General features: G+C 40.5%; 16 protein-coding genes and 1 pseudogene. 12 read left to right on the top strand and 5 right to left on the bottom strand.

Translation table 11 applies throughout. From position 1 onward, the window contains the following. The 6 genes from ACFFAP_RS07885 to ACFFAP_RS07860 form a co-directional block, all read left to right on the top strand. The coding region (locus ACFFAP_RS07885; RefSeq protein WP_375510700.1) for a hypothetical protein at positions 1-230 on the top strand (230 nt) is incomplete at its 5' end. Between the two features lie 43 nt (positions 231-273). After that, entirely contained in the window at positions 274-975 is a 702-nt protein-coding gene (locus ACFFAP_RS07880) for a DUF6391 domain-containing protein (RefSeq protein ID WP_375510699.1), read from the top strand. Between the two features lie 117 nt (positions 976-1,092). Continuing rightward, the gene (locus ACFFAP_RS07875) at positions 1,093-2,088 is read left to right on the top strand and encodes a glycosyltransferase (RefSeq protein ID WP_375510698.1); all 996 of its coding nucleotides are present in this window, start codon (positions 1,093-1,095) and stop codon (positions 2,086-2,088) included. Positions 2,089-2,257: 169 nt separating this feature from the next. Beyond that, on the top strand, positions 2,258-3,319 hold the full coding sequence (rfbB, locus tag ACFFAP_RS07870) for a dTDP-glucose 4,6-dehydratase (protein WP_375510697.1): 1,062 nt from the start codon (positions 2,258-2,260) through the stop codon (positions 3,317-3,319). 297 nt (positions 3,320-3,616) lie between these two features. Next, positions 3,617-4,810 (top strand): serine/threonine protein kinase, encoded by a 1,194-nt coding sequence (locus ACFFAP_RS07865; protein ID WP_375510696.1) that lies wholly within the window; start codon positions 3,617-3,619, stop codon positions 4,808-4,810. A 64-nt stretch (positions 4,811-4,874) separates the two neighbouring features. Beyond that, positions 4,875-5,234, top strand: a complete 360-nt coding sequence (locus tag ACFFAP_RS07860; RefSeq protein ID WP_375510695.1) for a hypothetical protein — start codon at positions 4,875-4,877, stop codon at positions 5,232-5,234. Positions 5,235-5,792: 558 nt separating this feature from the next. On the opposite strand, the gene msrA is transcribed toward ACFFAP_RS07860, so the two are convergent. Further along, on the bottom strand, positions 5,793-6,461 hold the full coding sequence (gene msrA / locus ACFFAP_RS07855; RefSeq protein WP_375510694.1) for a peptide-methionine (S)-S-oxide reductase MsrA: 669 nt from the start codon (positions 6,459-6,461) through the stop codon (positions 5,793-5,795). A 202-nt stretch (positions 6,462-6,663) separates the two neighbouring features. Between msrA and ACFFAP_RS07850 the strand changes: the two are divergent. Beyond that, positions 6,664-7,098, top strand: a pseudogene (locus tag ACFFAP_RS07850) (YidH family protein); the annotation flags it as partial. 127 nt (positions 7,099-7,225) lie between these two features. Here the strand turns inward: ACFFAP_RS07850 and ACFFAP_RS07845 are convergent. Beyond that, complete coding sequence (locus ACFFAP_RS07845; RefSeq protein WP_375510693.1) at positions 7,226-9,424, bottom strand: recombinase family protein; 2,199 nt, start codon at positions 9,422-9,424, stop codon at positions 7,226-7,228. A gap of 78 nt (positions 9,425-9,502) precedes the next feature. Between ACFFAP_RS07845 and ACFFAP_RS07840 the strand changes: the two genes are divergently transcribed. Both ACFFAP_RS07840 and ACFFAP_RS07835 read left to right on the top strand, forming a co-directional pair. Continuing rightward, positions 9,503-10,852, top strand: a complete 1,350-nt coding sequence (locus tag ACFFAP_RS07840; RefSeq protein WP_375510692.1) for a proton extrusion protein PcxA — start codon at positions 9,503-9,505, stop codon at positions 10,850-10,852. A 102-nt stretch (positions 10,853-10,954) separates the two neighbouring features. Continuing rightward, on the top strand, positions 10,955-12,226 hold the full coding sequence (locus ACFFAP_RS07835; RefSeq protein ID WP_375510691.1) for a murein transglycosylase A: 1,272 nt from the start codon (positions 10,955-10,957) through the stop codon (positions 12,224-12,226). Between the two features lie 248 nt (positions 12,227-12,474). Here the strand turns inward: ACFFAP_RS07835 and ACFFAP_RS07830 are convergent, their stop codons facing one another. From ACFFAP_RS07830 to ACFFAP_RS07820, 3 genes are all read right to left on the bottom strand, one after another. After that, entirely contained in the window at positions 12,475-12,708 is a 234-nt protein-coding gene (locus ACFFAP_RS07830) for a DUF3134 domain-containing protein (RefSeq protein WP_012410593.1), read from the bottom strand. Positions 12,709-12,908: 200 nt separating this feature from the next. Next, positions 12,909-13,337, bottom strand: coding sequence for a hypothetical protein (locus ACFFAP_RS07825; protein WP_324978640.1), 429 nt, complete (start codon positions 13,335-13,337; stop codon positions 12,909-12,911). 886 nt (positions 13,338-14,223) lie between these two features. Beyond that, positions 14,224-15,309: a substrate-binding domain-containing protein gene (locus ACFFAP_RS07820; RefSeq protein WP_375510690.1), complete on the bottom strand. Its 1,086-nt coding sequence runs from the start codon at positions 15,307-15,309 to the stop codon at positions 14,224-14,226. A 1,745-nt stretch (positions 15,310-17,054) separates the two neighbouring features. On the opposite strand from ACFFAP_RS07820, the gene ACFFAP_RS07815 reads away from it, so the two are divergent. From ACFFAP_RS07815 to ACFFAP_RS07805, 3 genes are read left to right on the top strand one after another with little or no spacing between them, the layout of a single operon-like run. Next, positions 17,055-17,666: a hypothetical protein gene (locus tag ACFFAP_RS07815; RefSeq protein WP_375510689.1), complete on the top strand. Its 612-nt coding sequence runs from the start codon at positions 17,055-17,057 to the stop codon at positions 17,664-17,666. Positions 17,667-17,687: 21 nt separating this feature from the next. Further along, a complete protein-coding gene (locus tag ACFFAP_RS07810; RefSeq protein WP_375510688.1) occupies positions 17,688-18,059 on the top strand; it encodes a hypothetical protein in 372 nt (123 codons plus the stop codon). After that, positions 18,013-20,760, top strand: coding sequence for a hypothetical protein (locus tag ACFFAP_RS07805; protein ID WP_375510687.1), 2,748 nt, complete (start codon positions 18,013-18,015; stop codon positions 20,758-20,760). The genes ACFFAP_RS07810 and ACFFAP_RS07805 overlap by 47 nt, the downstream gene beginning before the upstream one ends. Positions 20,761-20,778: the final 18 nt, after the last annotated feature.

Raw genomic sequence — 20,778 nt, 5'->3', positions numbered from 1 at the left:
CTTCGACTTCTCTACGAGACGCACTCGCGTTCGCTCAGTACAAGTGCCCAATGCCTAATACTTCTCTACGAGAGGCTGCGCCAACGACTTACCTCGGCTTACTTCGACTAGCAAGAGTACAAGTCGCTCGGCACAAGTGCGAGAGTACAAGTGCCCCATGCCCAATGCTCAAACTAAACAATCATCCACAAAAATTAGCAACAATTCAGTGGTGCAAGCGTTACATTTGAAAGAAATCTATGTTGCCCCATTGGCTTTGGGAGCAGTGTTCCAATGAATACTTCCGCTTCTTTTGAGGGTAGATCGTCTCCCTTTGAATTTTTTAACTTTGATTTTACGACACCTATATCTGAGAAAATTCCAAGTCTTGAAGACCGATTTTCAGACTTTGTGCAACCCACACAAGATGCCGACTTACTCAGACAGCTATCGTTTATTCCAGGGTTGAAAGAAATTCTGATGATACGGCAGGTTCACGCTTTAGAACACGCTACTGTTTGGGTTCTTAGCGAATCAAAAAGTGCCTATCCTGCCAAAGGAGAACCTACTAACGTTCAACTAGATAACGAACTATTAGGCGGTTTGTCTACTGAGCAGGGATTCTACCTCTATGGTGAAGTGAATATTAGTGATTTGCGGCGTGCGGTCATACTTGCCCGACATCGCCTCACCAATGGAGAATGGGATTTGGCTGTACATCCCCGTTGTGGTACAAATTTATCAGTAGCAATGCTCTTAACAGCTGGACTAGCTGTCGGTGTGCATCTGTTACTACCATTTCGACCAATCGAGCAACTTATCGGTTTGGGGTTAGCAGCGACGACAGCCGCCGAACTCGCACCTGATTTAGGTTCTATGGCACAGCGTTACCTAACAACTGCCATTCCTTTTAACCTAACAATTGAAAATATTACCCGTACACGCGACGTTTGGGGGCGTGAGGCACATTTTGTTAAAGTGGGCTGGCAAGAGTAAGGATAAGGGAAATGAGGGAGATAAGGGGGATGAAGAAGATATTGCTCCCCCATCTCCCCATGCTCCCTCATCTCCCCCCACTCCCTACTCCCTACTCCCCACTCCCCTAAAAAAATTATGAGAAAACTTTACTTCTTGCTCCCCGGTACAGATGGCAAATTTGCCTGTGGTGGTCTTTGGGCTGAGTTAAAAGCACTTAATCTGGTTCAGCAGTTCTGTAGTGCCGATGTTGTAACTTACCGCCAACGGGAAAAAGGTAAGCTTTTTATTGATGATTTGCTAAAAGAGAAAAATTTAAGTGATGTAATTTTTGTCATCAGTTGGGGATTTGATGTAGCTCAACTCGTGGCTAAACTTAAGCAATACAATGTCGTTTACCATGCACATAGTGCAGGTTATCCATTCAGGCTACCCGCAAGTATTCCGATCATCACTGTTAGCCGCTATACAATGGGATATTGGGGAGAAAAATCACCCAACTCTCTGATTTATTATTTGCCAAATCAAATTTCTGATGAGTTTCAAAATTTAGGTCTGGAACGGGATATTGATGTTTTAGTTCAAGCTCGGAAGTCTTCTGAGTATTTAATTAAAGAATTGATTCCAGCGTTACAAAAACGTTGTAAAGTATTGGTTGTTGATTCATACATAGAGGATTTACCTGAACTATTCAACCGAGCCAAAGTTTATCTTTATGATTCGGCTGAGTACTGGGTGCAACAGCGTGTTAGTGAAGGATTTGGTCTACAACCAATGGAAGCTCTTGCCTGTGGTTGTCAAGTATTTTCTAGTGTCAACGGTGGACTGGCTGATTACTTAGACCCTGGATTTAATTGCTATAAAATTGCTGGATATTCACAAGAATATGATGTGCAACGGATTCTGAAGGTGATTGATTCTTCAGTAGGTTTTAGTTTGTCTGAGGAGTTTTTGGCTGAATATCGGACTGAAAATATTATTAAGCGTTTCCAAGTTATTTTGGATGAGTTAAATAAATTTTTTGACCATAAGATACAGCAGCCATCTAATATTAAGAGTTTAACGAGAATACGTGTGGCAAAATTACTGGCTCAGAAGATATACGGTAAGCTGAGGAAGAAATATTTTAAGTAATAAAAACGAACCACAGAGGCAAGGCAGTGCGCCCTTGCGGTTAAGAGACTTGTACCCCTACGGGGAAGCAAGCTACGCGCAGCGTCTCCCCGAATCACATTGGGAGAGGCTAGCGCCAAGGGAGAAGCAACTGCCGCGCTGAGAACACAGAGAGAAGAGAGGAAATTGGATGATTCGGCGGTTATTAGTTACTGGGGGTGCAGGGTTTATTGGGGCGAATTTTGTCCATCATTGGTGTCAGGTTTATCCAGATGACCGGGTGGTGGTGGTGGATGCGCTTACCTACGCGGGAAATCGTCTGAATTTGGCGCTGGTTGAGGGAAGAGAGAATTTTCGGTTTGTGCAGGGGGATATATGCGATCGCACGATCATAGACGAGTTATTATCAACCGAAAATATAGATACCATCGCCCATTTTGCTGCTGAATCTCATGTTGATCGTTCAATTCTTGGGCCGGCTGCTTTCGTACAAACTAATGTGGTAGGAACTTTCACGCTGCTAGAAGCTTTTCGGAAACATTGGGAAGCAAAAGCACAGCCATCTGATTATCGTTTTCTACACGTTTCTACTGATGAAGTTTACGGTAGTTTGGGCCCAGATGATGCAGCTTTTTGTGAGACTACACCTTACGCTCCCAATAGTCCCTATTCAGCCTCGAAAGCCGGTAGCGATCACTTAGTGCGTGCTTATTACCATACTTATAACCTCCCGACAATTATCACAAATTGCTCTAATAATTACGGGCCTTATCAGTTTCCTGAAAAGCTAGTTCCCCTGATGTGTATCAACACTTTGATAGGTAAGCCATTACCTGTTTATGGTGATGGTAAAAATGTGCGCAATTGGGTTTATGTGGGCGATCATTGTGGTGCTTTAGATGTGGTAATCAATCACGGTCAACCAGGGGAAACATACAATATTGGTGGCAACAATGAGGTGGAAAATCTCAATCTAGTGCAGCTTTTGTGTCAGATGATGGATGAATTAGCACCTGATTTACCAGTGCGTCCGGCAAAGCAGTTGATTACTTTTGTCAAGGATAGACCTGGACATGATCGAAGATATGCAATTAATGCGAACAAGATTAAAACTCAGCTTGGTTGGACACCTTCAGTAACAATTGCTGAGGGTTTACGTTTAACAGTTGAATGGTATCTCAATCATCGTGATTGGTGGGAACCTCTGCTGTCTGCGGAATATCAAGCTTACTATCGCAAAAATTATCTGTAGAATCACCTAAAATAGCTATTTGGTTAATTTCCCGTACACGGACAACGACTCGCAAGGATGCCAACAACGTACCGTAATCGTTGTCTTCTGCATATTCCTGAAATATCTCGGTCAAATAATCGTCGATTTATTCCGGGTGTTTCCGGAAGTACTCTTCTTCAAATTCATCGAGTGTTCTAAATTTTTTCACGGCTTAGGTACTCTCTTTTCAAAAAATTATCTGGCTCCCACAATTTCTCTAAATAATGACTATCCTTGAATATAAGGGAATCAGAGTAAATTGCCAGCAGGTGTCAAATGCTGCAACCAGAACAGATATTACAAGACCGTTATCAAATCCAACGCCAACTCGGCAACAATGGAATTCGTCAAACTTGGCTAGCAAAGGATTTACAAGCCTCTGATGGCGAAAATTCGACCGTTGTGGTCAAACTTTTGGCCTTTGGTGGTACTGTGCAGTGGGATGATTTGAAACTTTTTGAGAGAGAAGCACAAATACTTAAACAGCTAAATCATCCCCGCATCCCTCGATATATAGATTATTTTTGTATCGACGATCGCACACTCTGGTTTGCCTTAATACAAGAATATATTCCTGGTGAGTCGCTCAAGGAAAAACTTGCTATTGGCGAAAGGTTTAGTGAAAAGCGAGCCAGAAAAATTGCTGTTGAGGTTTTAAATATTCTCACCTATCTACATGAGTTGAATCCAGGGGTGCTGCATAGAGATATTAAACCGAGTAATTTAATCTGGGGCGAAGATAATCAAATTTATTTAGTTGATTTTGGCGCAGTTCAGGATAAAGCGGCAAGAGAGGGCGTTACTTTTACCGTTGTCGGTACTTATGGTTATGCCCCAATGGAACAATTTGGTGGTCGAGCAGTTGCGGCTTCAGACCTCTATGCACTGGGTGCAACTCTGATTCATTTGTTAACAGGAACTTCTCCCTCTGATTTACCCCAGCAGGATTTGCGGTTGCAATTTGCAGACCGAGTTAACTTGAGTCCCAGTTTTGTCAGTTGGCTACAAAAGTTGATAGAACCTGCTCCAGAACAACGATTTACTAATGCAAGCGTTGCGCTGAATGTTCTCAAATCTCGTTTGGCTATCAAATCTGCAAACAAGAATCAGCTTTTACCGCTAAAAGAAATAATCAACAATTCTGGATGTGGGATAAATAATCACAATGAAACAGTCCCAGAGGAAATTCTCGGTTGGAACTGGGGCGCATTTCTCATGCCTTGGTTGTGGATGTGGCCGAATCAAGTCTGGTGTGGAGTGTTCTGTTTTATACCAAAATTTTCGTTGTTTCTGGCGATCGCATTCGGTGCAAAAGGCAATGAATGGGCTTGGAAAAGTAGACGGTGGAACAGTATTGAACAATTCAAAGCGCATCAAAGAGGCTGGGCGATCGCTGGTATTCTAATTGGAGCGCCGATTAGTATTATGATGTGGGTTCGAGCGATCGCTATACTTAAATCGGCACTGTAAGGCAGTCTTTTGGGTAAATATCAAGGGAGGGTTTTTTAGGCAGATAAGTATAAGGGTTTAACAAATGGTTCAAATTCTTCATGGAAAAGATATCACCCTAGCCCAACTGATTGATGAATTTAGACTACAACTTGCAGACAACGAAGATTTTTTTTCAGAATGGCGATATGATTTACCTGAGTTGAGTGACTTAGAAAAGGAATCTCTCAACGAAGTCAAGGCAGAATATTTGCATCTATCGAAATATCCTGTTTTGGAACCTCTAGTCAAAATGGTGGTGCTATCTCCACTATTGCGTCTAGCAGGTTTTTATCAACCGCCTTTCTACATCACCTCAGAACAAGAGGTAAAAATCTTTTCTGAAGACGAAGGCACGATTATCAGAGGACGTATTGACATTTTAGTGTTCCATCCTCCATTTTAGGTTCTGATTATTGAAGCCAAACGTGCAGAATATTCTTTGGAGGTAGGAATTCCTCAAGCATTAGCTTATATGTTGGCTAATGCTAGTAATGATAAACCTACATTTGGTTTTATAATCAATGGTCGGGAATTTCAATTTATTAAGTTGACGAAACAGGATACACCGAGATATGCATTATCTTACACACTGTCACTAAATCGTGGGGATGACCTACATACTGTTGTCAAAGTGTTAAAACGCCTAGCTCATTTAATTTGTAATTCGTAATCTTGTAGGGTGCGTTGGCCAAGGGCATAACGCACCATCCTAATACTTTCGGTATTTTACGCGTAGGCGTAGCCCGTCGTAGACATCGCTAACACACCCTACGAAACTGAAACCGTTATTTTTAGGTAGGGGCAATTCATGAATTGCCCCTACAGCGTGTAATTTTGTATAAGTCCTATAAGAAAAACCTGTCCCTCTGCGACTCGGAGAGGGACGGACTTGAACTTTAGTTCAAGCCAGGGAGAGGTTCGTCGAACTCACATTAAGTTGACTACCCCACCAACTCTATTTCTAACTACTAACTTGCGATTCAACTACACCCACGGGACAAGATACGTTTGTCCCTCCCAAACCACAATACCCGTTGGGATTTTTAGCCAGGTATTGCTGATGGTAAGCTTCGGCATAATAGAATTCCGGCGCATCCAAGATTTCTGTAGTAATCTTGCCATAACCTGCACCGTTGAGGGCTTGCTGATAAGCTTCCCGCGATGCTTCTGCTAGCTGCTTTTGACTTTCGGAATATACATAAATTCCCGAACGGTATTGAGTGCCAGCATCATTACCTTGACGCATCCCTTGGGTGGGATTGTGGCTTTCCCAAAAGACTTTGAGCAGTTCAGAATAACTAATTACTTTGGGATCAAACACAACCAACACCACTTCATTGTGACCGGTTCGCCCACTACATACTTCTTCATAAGTGGGGTTGGGTGTGAAACCAGCAGCGTAACCCACTGCGGTGGTGTAAACTCCTTTAAGTTGCCAGAATTTGCGTTCTGCACCCCAAAAACAGCCCAAGCCAAAAATTGCCTTCTCTAATCCATTAGGATAAGGAGGTTGTAAGGGATTCTTGTTTACATAATGAGCTGCGGGTACTGACATAGACTGTGCCCTTCCTAGCAAAGCTTCCTCAGGTGTGGGCATAACTGCCTTTTTGCCAAATCCGAATAGTGCCATTGATTTTGACTCTGATATATATCTTTACCTTATTTACTATTGTAAAGATTCTAGCTAGCGATCGCTTGGGGTTCTCTTGGAATCCTCACTGGACTGTATTGATTCTTATAGATACGTCTGAGTGTTTGCTCTTTGACTGGTTAATGCTATTTATCAATGTTATGAATACTTTTCAAGGGGAACTTGGCGTCAGAAGCCACTCATGGATAAAATACCAAAAATTGACCGTCAAAGGGAGCATCAAGCGAACGAACGTACTTTTCTTGCTTGGCTACGCACTTCTATTGCATTGATTGGCTTTGGTTTTGCTATTGCGCGATTTGGTATATTTCTGCGCCAGTTAAATATTGCTATTACTCAACAAGAACCTCCAGTAAATCCATTATCTAACTCAGAAAATTTGGGTTTGGCTTTGGTAATTTTTGGAATTTTGACTATTGCATTAGCTGCGTGGCGATACAACCAAGTTTTTTGGCAAATTGAACGAGCAGATTATAAACCAAATAGGTTAATGGTTTGGATAATGACCGGAGTAGCAATTATTTTGGGAATTTTTAGTATTCCTTTGCTCTTAAGGCGTGATCCAGTACCTTCTCATTCTCCTGTTCTAATTCAACCACAGTCCCGAAAGATGCAAAGATTAACCCCAAACCTCAATGTTAAAAAGGGAACAATTACTACTTTATACAAACAAATGTTTTACAACAAGATCCCCGACTTCTTAAAGAAGTCAGGGATCTGAGCCTTGCGAAAGCAAAAGACACTCAATTAACACTAGCTTCAGAAATAACATTTACACAAGCATTCACTAAGGGTAATAGCGGCCCTAATTGCTCTTGTCCATTTACGGCTAAATCGCTGTGACACAAATAAATTCTCTCGGATACACGAGACAGTAAATCTGCCAAAATCCTTTGCAGTCGTTGTTCTTCTGCTAATTTTTCATCTTCTGCTGTCCAAGGTTCGCCTAATCTATCTCGCAGGAAAAACGGCGCACCAAACAAAGTTGCTGCACCACCTTTCGCCCATAGAGGTGAACCAGCATCCAGCCAAAAATGCCACTTGTGCGATCGCCTACTAGATCGATATTGAAATATAGTTGCTAAGGTGACAGCCCTTCTAGCTCCACCAATGGGGCGTACAGGGTAAGGGTTGGCGGTGATTGTACCACGTCGCAGTAGTTGAATGAATTCGATAATAGTTGTGTGAGGCGTTGTCTCCACTGGGGCAATTTGCCGTAATCTGGTGTCAATTTCCCAGTAGTGTTGGGCGGTTTCTAATAATTCTCGCAGTGCTGCTAGTTGTTCGTAGGGGAGATTGCTACCATTCCACAAAAAGCGTTGAATCGCCCTGTCTAAGAGGGAAATGGGACTGGGAATTAACCGCAGTTCTTGTTGCGATCGCTGCTGTTCTAACCACTGTAATATCTCATTATAAGCTGTAGTCGCTGCATAACCGATTCTATCCCAGCGCTCGAAGGCTGACACTGGTAGCAAGTTGGGGCGATCGGGATGGGGTACAAAGCAGTAATCTGCAATCAAACCAGCGCGAACCGGATCAATATCGGTAGAGACGCGATTAATCGCGTCTCTAGGATTAATCGCGTCTGTACTAGAGTTTTCTGGAGGTTGTTGTTTCCTACTCAAGACAACTAGCATTTCTGCCACGGCATCCCGATCTACCAGGCGTCCTAAGCCGGGATAAACTAGTGCCAGCATGGTGAGTAATGCGCGAATCACGGGTGAACTAATTAAGGGACGTTGGTCATTCAGCGATTCTACTTGGATGTTTTGCTTGACGAGAATTTCTACTAGAGTATAACGAGCGATCGCATCTAAACCTGGTGCAATAATCGCCACTTCTTCTGGTTGTACTTGCTGTGATTGGATGGCATTAGCAATTTCTTCTGCTGTTTGCCGCAATAGTTGGGCGCGGGAGGTGGTTTGAATTGAATGCACTGTTTTTGGTAAGCTCAACAGTACCATCGGTTCTGTGAGTAATTCCACCATCTGTTTAGCTTGCTCACCAAGGGATTCTGGAGGCGGCCCGGTCAAGATTTCTACCCGACAACGTTCTGCTAGCCCTTCTAGGTAGTTGGGGTCTGCTCCCAATCCCAATCGCACTGCACCATCGGGATTGTAACTAAACGCCCCGACTGCACCTTGATCTAAGAGCAACTCAAACAAAAGACGCGCTACGCTAGGATAATCATCTACATCATCCGCCAGTACCGCCTGATAGCGTTTAGTTAGGTGCTGCTGGTAATTGCGATCGCTTAATAAATATTGACTATAAAGTTCAGTAATAATCCCATAAGTTAGTAACCCCCTCTCTAAACACCAGTTACGCCAATCTAGAAGCAAAGAGGCGAGAAATTCCGGCTCTAAAGTTGTAGGATTTTCCCCCAGACCCTTTGTCAAAATCTGGGCAATATCTTCGCAAGGTGTACCACTGTAAGCTGCTAATTGCAATAAATCTAGAATGCGACGCACCAAGCGAGATTCATTCACTCCCGCAACACGTAAAATTTCTTCGTCTAATTGGGGACGCCAGAGTTTGGTTGCTAACTCTTGCTCCGTTTCTGGGCGCAATCTTACCGGAAACTGTGCCTTCAGGCTCAACGAGTTAATTAGCAATGGCCAAAATAAAATAACTTCATCCTGGAAAAAACCTAGCGGTGTCTTGGCACGCACCGGATATTTCCCTAATGTAGATGTAACAATTATATCTCCCAATTCTCGACGATTATCATCATTGGCAGCTAAGACTAAAACTCCTGGCTCTGTTTGTTTAAGATATAAAAATTCGGGTATATGAACACCTTTTTTACGTCCTGGTTTTTTAGTATAAAATGATTCAACATACTGCTTGTCAGGTTGTACCCAACTACAAAATTGCTCTACCAAGCGAGCTGTCTTACCACTGCGGCTAGTGCCAACAATCCAAACCGAATGAGAAACCACAAACTTTCTCCTTGTAGATTTGCTAGTATACCGCGTACGTTAACTTAAGGTTAATAGTCACCAAATAATGCTGGATGATTGTCTCCAATGAAAAACTCTGTTTTTAGCCAAAAAATCTATTCTTTCTTACTTGATACTTACCGATGGTACTTACAAACTCCTGAACGTTCTTTAAATCAAGCTTACGATGCAGCATTAAAAATTAAGGAAATAGAAAATAAGCATTTCAATGGTAATAAAATAGACACTGACTCAGCCATGTACAGTAACAGCGTCATGGATTATTTTGAGTCAGACCTAAAAAAGCTATTAAAAACTGTGAGGATGCGGCTTACAGAGTTGAAAGCAAGCCGTTGGTTTTTAAATGAAGAAAATAAAAAAGCTGCTGAGAAAGCAGGTATAGAGTATCTCAGTCCTTCTTTGGTTTTGGAAAAGCTTAACTTTATCGATCAAGTTATATCCAAATACACAACACTTTCCGATCAAAGAAGTTCCAAAGCTTTAGTGGTTCAACCTCCAAATCTAGCAGTTAACCCTGTGATATCTGACGACAAATCGCTGCTCGTCAATAATCCAACGTTACCACCCAAAATACCAACTCAAGACTGGGAGAAAAGACCAAAGGGTAAAGTCGATACAACAGGCGTTTTACCCCGTTCTATTTTAAGTACTATCACTCGTCTGCAAGTTGAATTAGATCCTAATTCGGAACAAGAGGTAATCCAAAGTTTTCGTCAAGCTCAAAGAAGAACAATAATATCTATTAGGTTTATTTTACTATTAATTATTGTACCACTTTTGACGCATCAAATAGCAAAAGCTTTTGTAATAGGGCCAGTTGTTGAGGAGTTTAAAAACACTGAGGAAATGCAAATATTCCTCAACTCCGAAATGGAAGAGGAAGCGCTTGAAGAATTACAAAGATTTGAAGAAAAACTCCATTTTGAAAATTTCATTAAAAATGCCCCACCACTGTTGCCTGAACAGATAGAAGTTGAAATGAAAAAGAGGGCGGTTGAGCTTGCTGAAGAATTTCGTCACGAAAGCTCTAATGCTATCAAAAATGTTTTTGCAGATATTTTATCGGTGGGTGCTTTTATCTGGCTGTTACTCGTCAGCAAGTCTTCTATTGCAGTGATTAAAGATTTCTTTGATCGGATTGTCTATGGACTTAGTGATAGTGCCAAAGCATTTATCATCATTTTGTTTACCGATATATTTGTAGGTTTCCACTCTCCTCATGGCTGGGAAGTACTCCTAGAAGGTGTATCGCGTCATTGGGGATTACCAGCAAATCGAGATTTTATCTTCTTATTTATTGCTACATTTCCAGTGATTTTAGATACTATATTTAAATATTGGATATTCCGATATTTGAATCGAATATCGCCTTCAGCAGTTGCAACTTACCGGAATATGAATGAATAGGGAGTGGGGAGTGGGGAGTAGGGAAAGATTTTGGTGTTGTCAAATAATTACATTGTTTTTGAATTTGAGGGAAGTGGGATTATATCAAAAATTTGAATTTTGATGGAAAAGACACTTGCTGAGTTAGGAAAGTTTAACAAAGTTATCGCCATCAGCTTACCTGTAGTTTTGTCAATTTTACTGGTGCGGATGCAATCTTTAGCGCATCATGAACTTAGCCCGCCTGAATGTCGCGTGAACAAGTGGGATATACCAGTTTCTTTGACTGCTGAAAATCAAAAAGCACCATTAATTCAGAGGCTACCAATCACTTGTTGTGAAGATGATACTTCTTGTTTGGATGAACTTGTCAATGGAGAAATACCAGACAAAAAGGCGCTGTTGAGTGCGATCGCTCGTAGTCTCCAATACCTGCAAACAACTAATGCTGCGGCTGCTTATCAAAACTATCAGGTGGCTGAGATTACGCGCGATCGCGTCATCAAAAGCTTGAAAAGATTCCGTGAACTTTTACTAACAACTAATTCTGCAACAGAATTACATCAAGCTACCCTGCGGGAATTTGTTCTTTACCAGTCAGTTGGTAAAGACACCAAAGGTTCCGTCTTATTTACCGCCTATTATGAACCGCTTTACGCAGCCAGTCGCGTCCCCACACCAGAATATCGTTATCCTGTTTATCGATTACCTCCTGATTTCAACTCCTGGCCTAAGCCTCATCCTACACGCGAAGAATTAGAAGGAGCAGATGGTTTACAAGGCGCAAAAGGAAAATTACGAGGATTAGAGTTTTTTTGGTTTCGCGATCGCCTCGAACCATATTTAGCTCAAATTGAAGGTTCAGCGAGACTTCAGCTTCCTGATGGTACTCAAACAACAATCGGCTATGCTGGTCATATTGCTTATAACTACAAAAGTATTGGGCGAGAATTAGCGAATGATCGCAAATTACCGCTACAAGGTATGACTCTGCCAATTATTCTCGACTATTTCCAAAAGCATCCCCAAGAATTAAATATTTATATTCCGCGCGATCGCAGTTTTGTTTTTTTTCAAGAAAACCACGGTGAACCAGCCCAAGGTTCTATCAACGTACCACTAACAGCAGAGCGTTCTATCGCCACAGATAAATCCCTCATGCCTCCTGGTGCTTTAGCGTTGATTCGCGCTTCTATTCCCTTTGCTAATCCTACCGGAAAAATGGAGGAGCGCATCGTTAGTCGCTATGTTCTTGACCAAGATACCGGAGGTGCAATTAAAGGCGCAGGTAGGGTAGATTATTTTTTAGGTACTGGGAAATTGGCAGGCGATCGCGCTGGTGTTACAGTCAGCAATGGACAATTATTTTATCTATTACTCAAGTCCAATAATTAAACACACTCGCATTTTAATACTAAAGATTCCCGACTTTTTAAATAAGTCGGGAATCTTAACCTTTCGGCGTAAATAAAGTACACATTCCAAATAAATGAAACGCTTAGGGTAATTACGAATTACGAATTACCCTAATAGTACAGCTTGGCAAAAATGAAGATACCATTCTCAATCTTTCAAAGCCCTAAAATACAGGATTTTTGACTTTTGACTTTTGACTTTTGACTTTTGACTTCCGCGTAGCGGTACTACGCTTCTATATCCATGTCACCATCATCATCGTCATGATCATAAGGGATATCGTCAAGGTCTATCATTTCGGAAATTTCTTCTACTTCAGTTAGATACTCAGATTCTTGATGTTCGCGCTCGATTAAACGACCAGTTGACTTTAACCATTCCAAGAGAATAAACTCATTACTTGTACGAATTACAGGCGCTCGCTGGTTACGAGGTTCTTCACGCAAAGGGCTTATAGGCATAAAAAACTCACTTTGAATTATGGGTCAGTGTGTAAAAACAGGAAAATTGTTCACTAGGGTTAAAAGCCTTGTATCACAAGTCTTTTCTCAACAGATGAAATATGAACCATTGAGTTTTTTATTCTCTTGTCCGTCTAATTACTTACCATTAAAATGTCTTCGCGTCAGTCCTAATAATAAATCTTCAAGCGGACGCCATCTCACAAGGTATTTGATACCTTGGCGAGAGTTTCATACATATCAGATGGTAATGCAGACAATCTATTCGCTACAGCGACTGCATCAGCTAAGTTGCTAAATTGACACCGGACAATTTCTTGTCCATTTCCTGAGGGGAATCGCTTCCTAGCTTTGTTAGATACAGCACAAATAATCGCTAAAGCTTTGGCGAACCCGTCTTTTGTCAATATTGTTTCTTTAGCGAACCCTTCAACAGGGATAAGGCAAACCTCAAATCGATAGCCCGGTCTGGGAGAAACAGCTATATCGATATAGGGTTTATCTTCTTTCCTGATTCTGCGTAAATATTGGGCAGTAGAATTAGTGTCGTGCAAATCAGTCCCAAGGGCGTAAGTAAAGAAACAATCTTCTGTCAGGGATTCAGGACGGGTAATTATATCCGTTGGCATAAGTTCAAGTACTATTCGTATGTTGTCTGGGTTTGTGATCCACTTTACTGTCCGATCCCACTTACTTAAGCAAAAGTTACTGCCCACATCCCCGGCTTCTTCAAGAAGTCGGAGATATAAATCTAGCTTAAGTAAGTAGCATTCTAATACAGGTTTGCGGAAATAAACTTACCATTCTAACAGCCAGAAAGCCCAAAACTGAAGCATTTTGACTTTTGAGAGCCAGTTGCTACAAGTCGGCAAAGCCGCAAGGGCGCACTGGCTGCTTTTAAATGCGTGACTTCCGCCTCGCGGTATCAGTTTCACCCAGTATATTCCAATACAGCAATATAAACTGACATTAAACACCTCTAGAATCAAATGGTGTAGAGATTTAGATTCGGAGAGGCGTCCATATACTCAGTCACATGACCGAAAATATTTCTCAACATACCTAATCATAACATAGTTGACCGTTGAAGTTTTTTTAACTCCTCTGACCAATATATATTCCGTCACCAACAACGCTAGGGTTGTATTCAATTGTGATTTTTAGATTAGGAAATATATTTATTAAGTAATTTTAATTTTTACTAAGCATATCCATCAGTAAACGATAAATAGTCATTGCGATCGCATCATTTAATAAAGTAGAGACGTTAATTCGCCTTCAGTACCAGAGCCAAAGTTTTTCCGGCTATCTTTGGCAACGTCTTTTAGCAAACTGTAAAATAGAGCGTTGCTGATTAAAAGTATGAATTTTGTTTCGCGCAAACGGGCAAAAACAAAGTTTCCAAGCATTTAACTTTGAACTTCATACTTGAATTCAGCAACGCCCTTGATAGCTGTTAAATCTCAACAGAATTAACAGCTATTCTCTGGTAGTCTGCTAGGTTAATTTATAAACCTACGGAAGAGGACCATATCCGAGAGATGGAGCTAAAGCATTTGCAGCCTTAATGAAGTCTTGAAATCCGGTTTCACCTGAGTAATACAATAAATAAGTTGCTCCGGAAATGGGATAAGCACTTGCACTGCTGGGATTGGTCAAATTATCAATTCTAGTCAGCTTCTTATTAGTACCGTATGTTACAACAGTCCCATCTTTAATAGCCGCTGTAATTGCAGCTGGTGAGACAGGAACATACTTACCTGCTTTGTTACGTAAGACTGCGGCAGGTAGCTTTTTAGTTAAACGGGTAGCATTATCCACATAACCAATTGCACCTTTATTACTTGTGATTGCAGTGGCTACACCTCCGCCACCAGTAGCACCAATGAAAGTGCTTGGCCAATCAACAATTGTACCCACTCCATTTTTCCATACATTAGCTGCTGGAACACCTGGAGTCTTACATACAGTATTGAGATGACTGCTTAAAATAAAAGTGCTACCACTTGAGTCAGCACGACGTACAACTTTGATGGGTACATTGAGTGCTATTTGGCCATCGTTATCTGCACTAATGCTCTTATCATTCCAATTTTTGATGCTACCGTTCAAAATACCACAGTAACTAGCTGGTGAAAGCTTAATTCCACTTGCTGGTATAGTAAGACCAGTAGCGTTATAAGCTAATGTGATTCCGATACCTACCACAGGCACTTGAACGTAACCACGACCGCCAGTAACTGTTTCTGTTCCTGCTACAGGGTCGTCACTATCTGCAAAATTGATTGGGCTAGGAGCACCAGGTGATGGTTTTTGAGTGAAAAAAGCTTTTAACCCAAGTGTACTACTATTTGGAGTATATGTGAATTTGATGTCCGGAGCGGCTGTTTTTAGACCTGCAAATAAAGCAGTTACACTAGTTGCACCTTCACCATTACCTAGATTTTTAGAGGTCTGAGCTAGAGATTGCTGAGTAACAGATTGACCTACTACTAAACAAGTTGTTATGGCAAGTAGAGAAATTGAACTTACCAAATTAATCAGGCGATCGCGGTAGAAAACCATGTCAGGCTCCTTCAAGTTAATTTTAGGGTTTAACACACTAACAAATCCAAATCAAATGTCAACCTGGCACTTATAAATAACCTTCTTTAAACATAAAAGATTAGGATTAATCAGGTTATTTATAAATAAAAAGCTTGCACAAACAACTGAAAAATTGAGAACAATTAAAAAGCAAATTATTAAAGATTTAGAGCGCATTTAACTATTGCTAATCCACCCTATTACATATTCTTTGCTAGTCAAAAGCTCTAGATTCTAAAGTAAATTTGTATAAGTAAACATTCAGTAGCTTTAGTATAAGGGAGTGATTAATAGGTACTATGAATAATGCTTCAATTCCCATTTTCAGTCTCTTATTCCCTCTTAAAAAGCCATGTTTAATTTTACCCACTTACTTATTTAGGATGACAATTTTATCTGAATTACGAAAATCAATTTCTTTAATGTAGATGCATAGCAGTTGGCCACAAGCTACTACTAAAATGCGAAGTAAAGAAAGTCATGATTTTACGAATCTTTTAGAATTGCTATAGCTAATAGCTGTTAAATTTTGCTAACGAAATCAACAGTATAATCTTAAGGTAAAGCTAAAGTTATAATTCCATTATGAAATAATTAAGGAACTTAAATATATTCCTGGAATTTAGAGGTGTTTTAAAAGTGGTTTTTGTGGGGTTTTTATTATCTAGCCAGAGAAAAATCTGAAACTTTCGCTTGTATATGGTTTTTCTGAATTAAGCTTTTTTTAGAGGTGTTAATAAGTATTTTATAGAGTTTAGGCAGTTTACAAATTAGTCAGCATGTGTATTTATGAAAATACGTTATTTCAGCATTTTATTAGTTGTGTAGGCGTAGCCCAACCCAGGCGTTGCAAAAAAATAGCTGAGAAATTTAGCTAATAGGTTGTTTCAGGCTTTTCTTAATTATCCTGCGATCATCAATAGACCATGCTGTAGGGGCACAGCAATGCTGTACCCTTACGTAAAGATGTGGTTTTTAAACTTAATTTGGTATTTCTTGTCAATGCGTAAGTCCAATAAACTTTGTTATAGATTTTATCCAGATGACTTTTGAATGCGTGAATGCGTGACTTCCCCAAAAGCGAATTTATCTGCAAGAGTTGGGGCTAACTCAATCTGCACTTAGTCGCAAACATAACTTAAGGCTTTTTAAGTATTTTCTCAAAAATCAAATAGGATTGTGATATTTAAGCAAAAGGATAAAGCGTGGTCTATTTTCTGCTAGTGACGGTAGACTGAAATTAACCACATGTGAATGGTAATGTTAACATAATAAACCTCCAGAATTATTCCCAAAGGGCTTTGCAGATGGGATACTTTAGCTACAACGCTGTGAACTCCCCCAAACTTGTAGCAATTAATGTAGTATATTTTGTAAGGTCTGATCCTTACAAAACGGTAGCTTGGAGTAATAAAATGTTTTCTATAGAACTTGTAGCTATGCTCCCAAGCATTGTCTCGCGTTTCTACCGGATTTACCAATCTCTAATTGAGGCAAAAGCGCTGGGATACAAAGAGCTTAGGAGGGCTGTAGCAGTTCTGGTTTTAAGCTCGAAACCTAGTTTCTCAAACCATGCATATTTTCCTTTTAAACCAAAATTAATATTTAACTATCTTAAATGAATAATATTTTATATCCCAGCTAACATTTTCCTGCGAACTTAATAATTTTATTAAAAATAAATTTTAAATCATGTTAAATTGATTTAATTGTAAATTTTTAGACAATAAACACTCAAGTACACCATAGGAAAATTAGCAATGTCTAGACAAAGTTCTCACGAGAGAAACTTTTTCAAAGCTTTAACTGGTAGCGCACTCAAAGGATCTCAGAAGTTAAGACTGGGGCTGGAATCCAGTTTGATTATTCTGGTGGAATCTGTACCCTTTTTGATTGCTTGTGCTGTACTTATAAGCGTTATCAGCCTAAAAAGTCCTATCCTGCTTTTTTGTTTACTAGTTGGTAGTTTAATAACAGTTATCATCCAGCAAATTGGGCAGCAGGTGAATTTACCAAGGCGATCGCTAATATTATTACAAATTTTAGCAGCGGCGATCGTTCTGAGTTTATATTGGTTAGACTGGTTTGCAGCCCCTGCACAAGCACAGTTTTTTGGGGAAGCTGAAAAGTTTTTCAAAAATAGGTTAGGTGGTACAGCAGGAAATAGTGATTCTAACGTCCCAATAACTTTGATATTTAGTGTGTTACGGGCGATTTACTTACTCTATATTGCAATTTCCCTAGTTGGTGTGATTAACGCAGTGCGTAAAGATGAGGATTGGCAAAGTATTGCCAGAACTCCCCTATTAGTCGTTGTTGCTGTTACCATTGCTGATGTACTCACACGCTTTGTAATTGGCCCACAAGGGTAGTAAATAATTCAGATATTTAAAATGTCTCAAGAGCGGGAACAAGATTTTCGTCCAGTCAATCAGGTTCTAGGAAGCCAACCCTCATTAGGGCCAATCCCTGCCGATCAAATTCTTCCTTGGACGGTAATTGCCTTAGCCTCCTACTTTATTATCAATGGAATTTTTGGTGGCATTTTCCAAGAAGAGTTTCAAAAATGGTTGTGGACAGTACTAATGACTGGTTGGGGAATAGGAACTTGGTGGATTTTAACTGGTGGTAGGAGTTGGAGTTTTTTAAGTAAATTTATAGGCGTTCCCGCTTGGACAAGAGGCTTTGCTCGTTATCAAAGCTTATTGGAAGTTAATCATGAAGCAAAAAATCGGAAAACAAAGCGTCGGCGTCGCCGGAAATGAAGGTAGATTAACACCATTTGAAGATGCTTTGCACTTGGCGACAATGCTACGTGTGGCAATGAATGGACGTGATATTGGCGCTTACCTTTTGACAAAAGGCACTCAAAGAGATCGGTTTTGCTTTGTTTTTGGTTTTGACTGTAAGGGAATTCATACCACTTTAAGAGCCGAACAAATCGATACACTCTTTAATAACATTGAAGCCGGATTAAAAGACATTCCTAGCGGTGAAAGAATGACACTGCATTTGGGATCTTTTAGTTCAGACAAGGAGCGCCAAAAAGAATTAGTATCGCTAATCAGAAATGCACCATCACGAGATATCAAATATTTGTTGATGGCAGAAAGAGCCAGAGTCAAAGAATTAACTATTTCTGGTGTTCGTAAGCCGAAATTCTTACGTATTTATGTCACTTACACGATTGAATCCAACTCCAGAAATGCAGATGATTGGATAGAGAAGCTTTTAGTCAGAGCTGAATCATGGTGGTTAAAATTTAAAGGGGATCTTTCAGAAGTAGAAAACCAGCGCATTGAAACACTGATCATAAATGCTTATAAACAGGGTTTTCTACGCTGGGAGCAAATTTTATCTAACCAAATGGGATTGGATGTCAAACCTTTAAAAGCTGATGAACTCTGGGAGGGCATCTGGAAAAGGTTTAATGATACGCAACCAATACCGATTCCCCAGTTGATGACTTTAGATGAACAAGGACTGCATGAGCAAGTTAATTCAGATTTAGCTAGTACTAAATTGCTTTTAGACAATATCCACGGCACAACTTTGCTGATGGAGTCTAGCGTACCTTGTGCCGATCGCCGTTGGGTTAATGTTAACAATCGTTATATTGGCGCACTGTCATTTCTCGAAAAACCCGGAGGTTGGCCAAATAAATCTGGTCAACTGCGATATTTATGGGAACTGTTGGCTAGAGAAACAGTAGTAGATACAGAAATTTTTTGTGAGTTGACTGCGGCAAATCCGGCATTGGTGAAAACGACTTTGCAACGAGTCTTGAAGCAGTCAAACATGACAACAATCATGGCTCAAGAAAAAAGCAAAACTATTGATGTCAACGCGCAATTAAAGTTGAAGAAATCGGTAGCAGCACAAGAACAATTATTTGAAGGTGCAGTTCCGATTTATACGAGCATCGTGATTTTGGTACATCGTCCAACTGTCGATAAATTAGATGAGGCAACAAGATATATTGAAAACTGTTTTCAACGTCCAGCAAAGCTAATTAGGGAAACTGAGTACGCCTGGAAAATTTGGCTGCAAACTCTACCAATAGTTTGGGAAGGTTTGTTAGCGACACCTTTCAATCGTCGCCAGCTATATTTAACCAGTGAAGTTCCCGGATTAATGCCTTTAGTTTTAACTAAACGGGGTGATAAACAAGGCTTTGAGTTGATTGCTGAAGAAGGCGGAACACCCGTACATTTAGATTTGTTTAATCAGCACAAAAATTTAGCTTTGTTTGCGACAACTCGTGCTGGTAAATCGGTGTTGGTATCAGGGATTTTAACTCAGGCTTTGGCGCATGGTATTCCGGTTGTGGCGTTAGATTTCCCTAAACCTGATGGTACATCTACTTTCACTGACTATACAGAGTTTATGGGGGTCAATGGAGCGTACTTTGATATCTCCAAACAATCGAATAACTTATTTGAACAGCCAGACTTACGATCGCTAGATCCAGAACAACAGCGCGATCGCTTTAACGATTATACCGCCTTCCTAGAATCAGCTTTAATGACAATGGTTTTAGGATCATCGACTGAAAGTCAAATTTTATCGCAAACCGTGCGATCGCTCCTCAACTTAGCATTAGAAGCCTTTTTTGCTGATGAGGGTATAAAACAGCGATATATACAGGCGATGGCGGGGGGATTTGGCACTCTTGCTTGGCAGAAAACCCCTACCTTAAAAGATTTTCTCTATTTCTGTTCATCAGAACACTTGCAGCTAAGTACTTTAACAGGCAGAGTAGAAGACGCGCTGAGTCAAATTCAGCTGCGCTTGCGGTTTTGGCTTTCAAGTCGCGTGGGACAAGCTATTTCTGCACCATCTAGCTTTCCTACCGATGCACAACTTTTAGTTTTTGCTCTCAGAAACTTATCAGATAGTGAAGATGCAGCCGTACTATCTCTGAGTGCCTATTCAGCAGCATTACGACGCGCATTAGGTAGTCCAGCCTCCATATTCTTCATTGACGAAGCACCAATTCTATTTGAATTCGAGCAAATTTCTGACTTAGTTGGCAGAGTTTGTGCAAACGGCGCTAAAGCCGGTATCAGAGTCATCTTATCAGGACAAGATCCTGATACAATTGCCAAATCTAAAGCTGCATCTAAGATTTTGCAAAACTTGACAACACGATTGATTGGACGCATTCAGCCGGTTGCAGTGGATAGTTTTGCAGATATCTTAAAATATCCCCGCAACATTATTGCTCGTAATGCTTCGGAAAGCTTCTTTCCGCGCAAAGAAAGCGTTTATAGCCAATGGCTGTTAGATGATAACGGTATTTATACATTCTGTCGTTATTATCCAGGTTACGAACAATTGGCAGCAGTTGCTAATAACCCTGCTGAACAAACTGCACGCAGTAAAATGATGCAAGTTCATAGCGATAAATATGAAGCAATTTCTGCATTTGCACGTCAGTTAGTAGCTAATCTGCGTAGTAGTTAATCGGGTTATGTAAGCAGT

Origin of the sequence: uncultured Nostoc sp. (assembly GCF_964245575.1) — a bacterium.
Taxonomy (GTDB): Bacteria; Cyanobacteriota; Cyanobacteriia; order Cyanobacteriales; family Nostocaceae; genus Nostoc.
The sequence above is the reverse complement of the archived record's forward strand: the minus strand, read 5'-3'. Positions and strand labels throughout refer to the sequence as shown.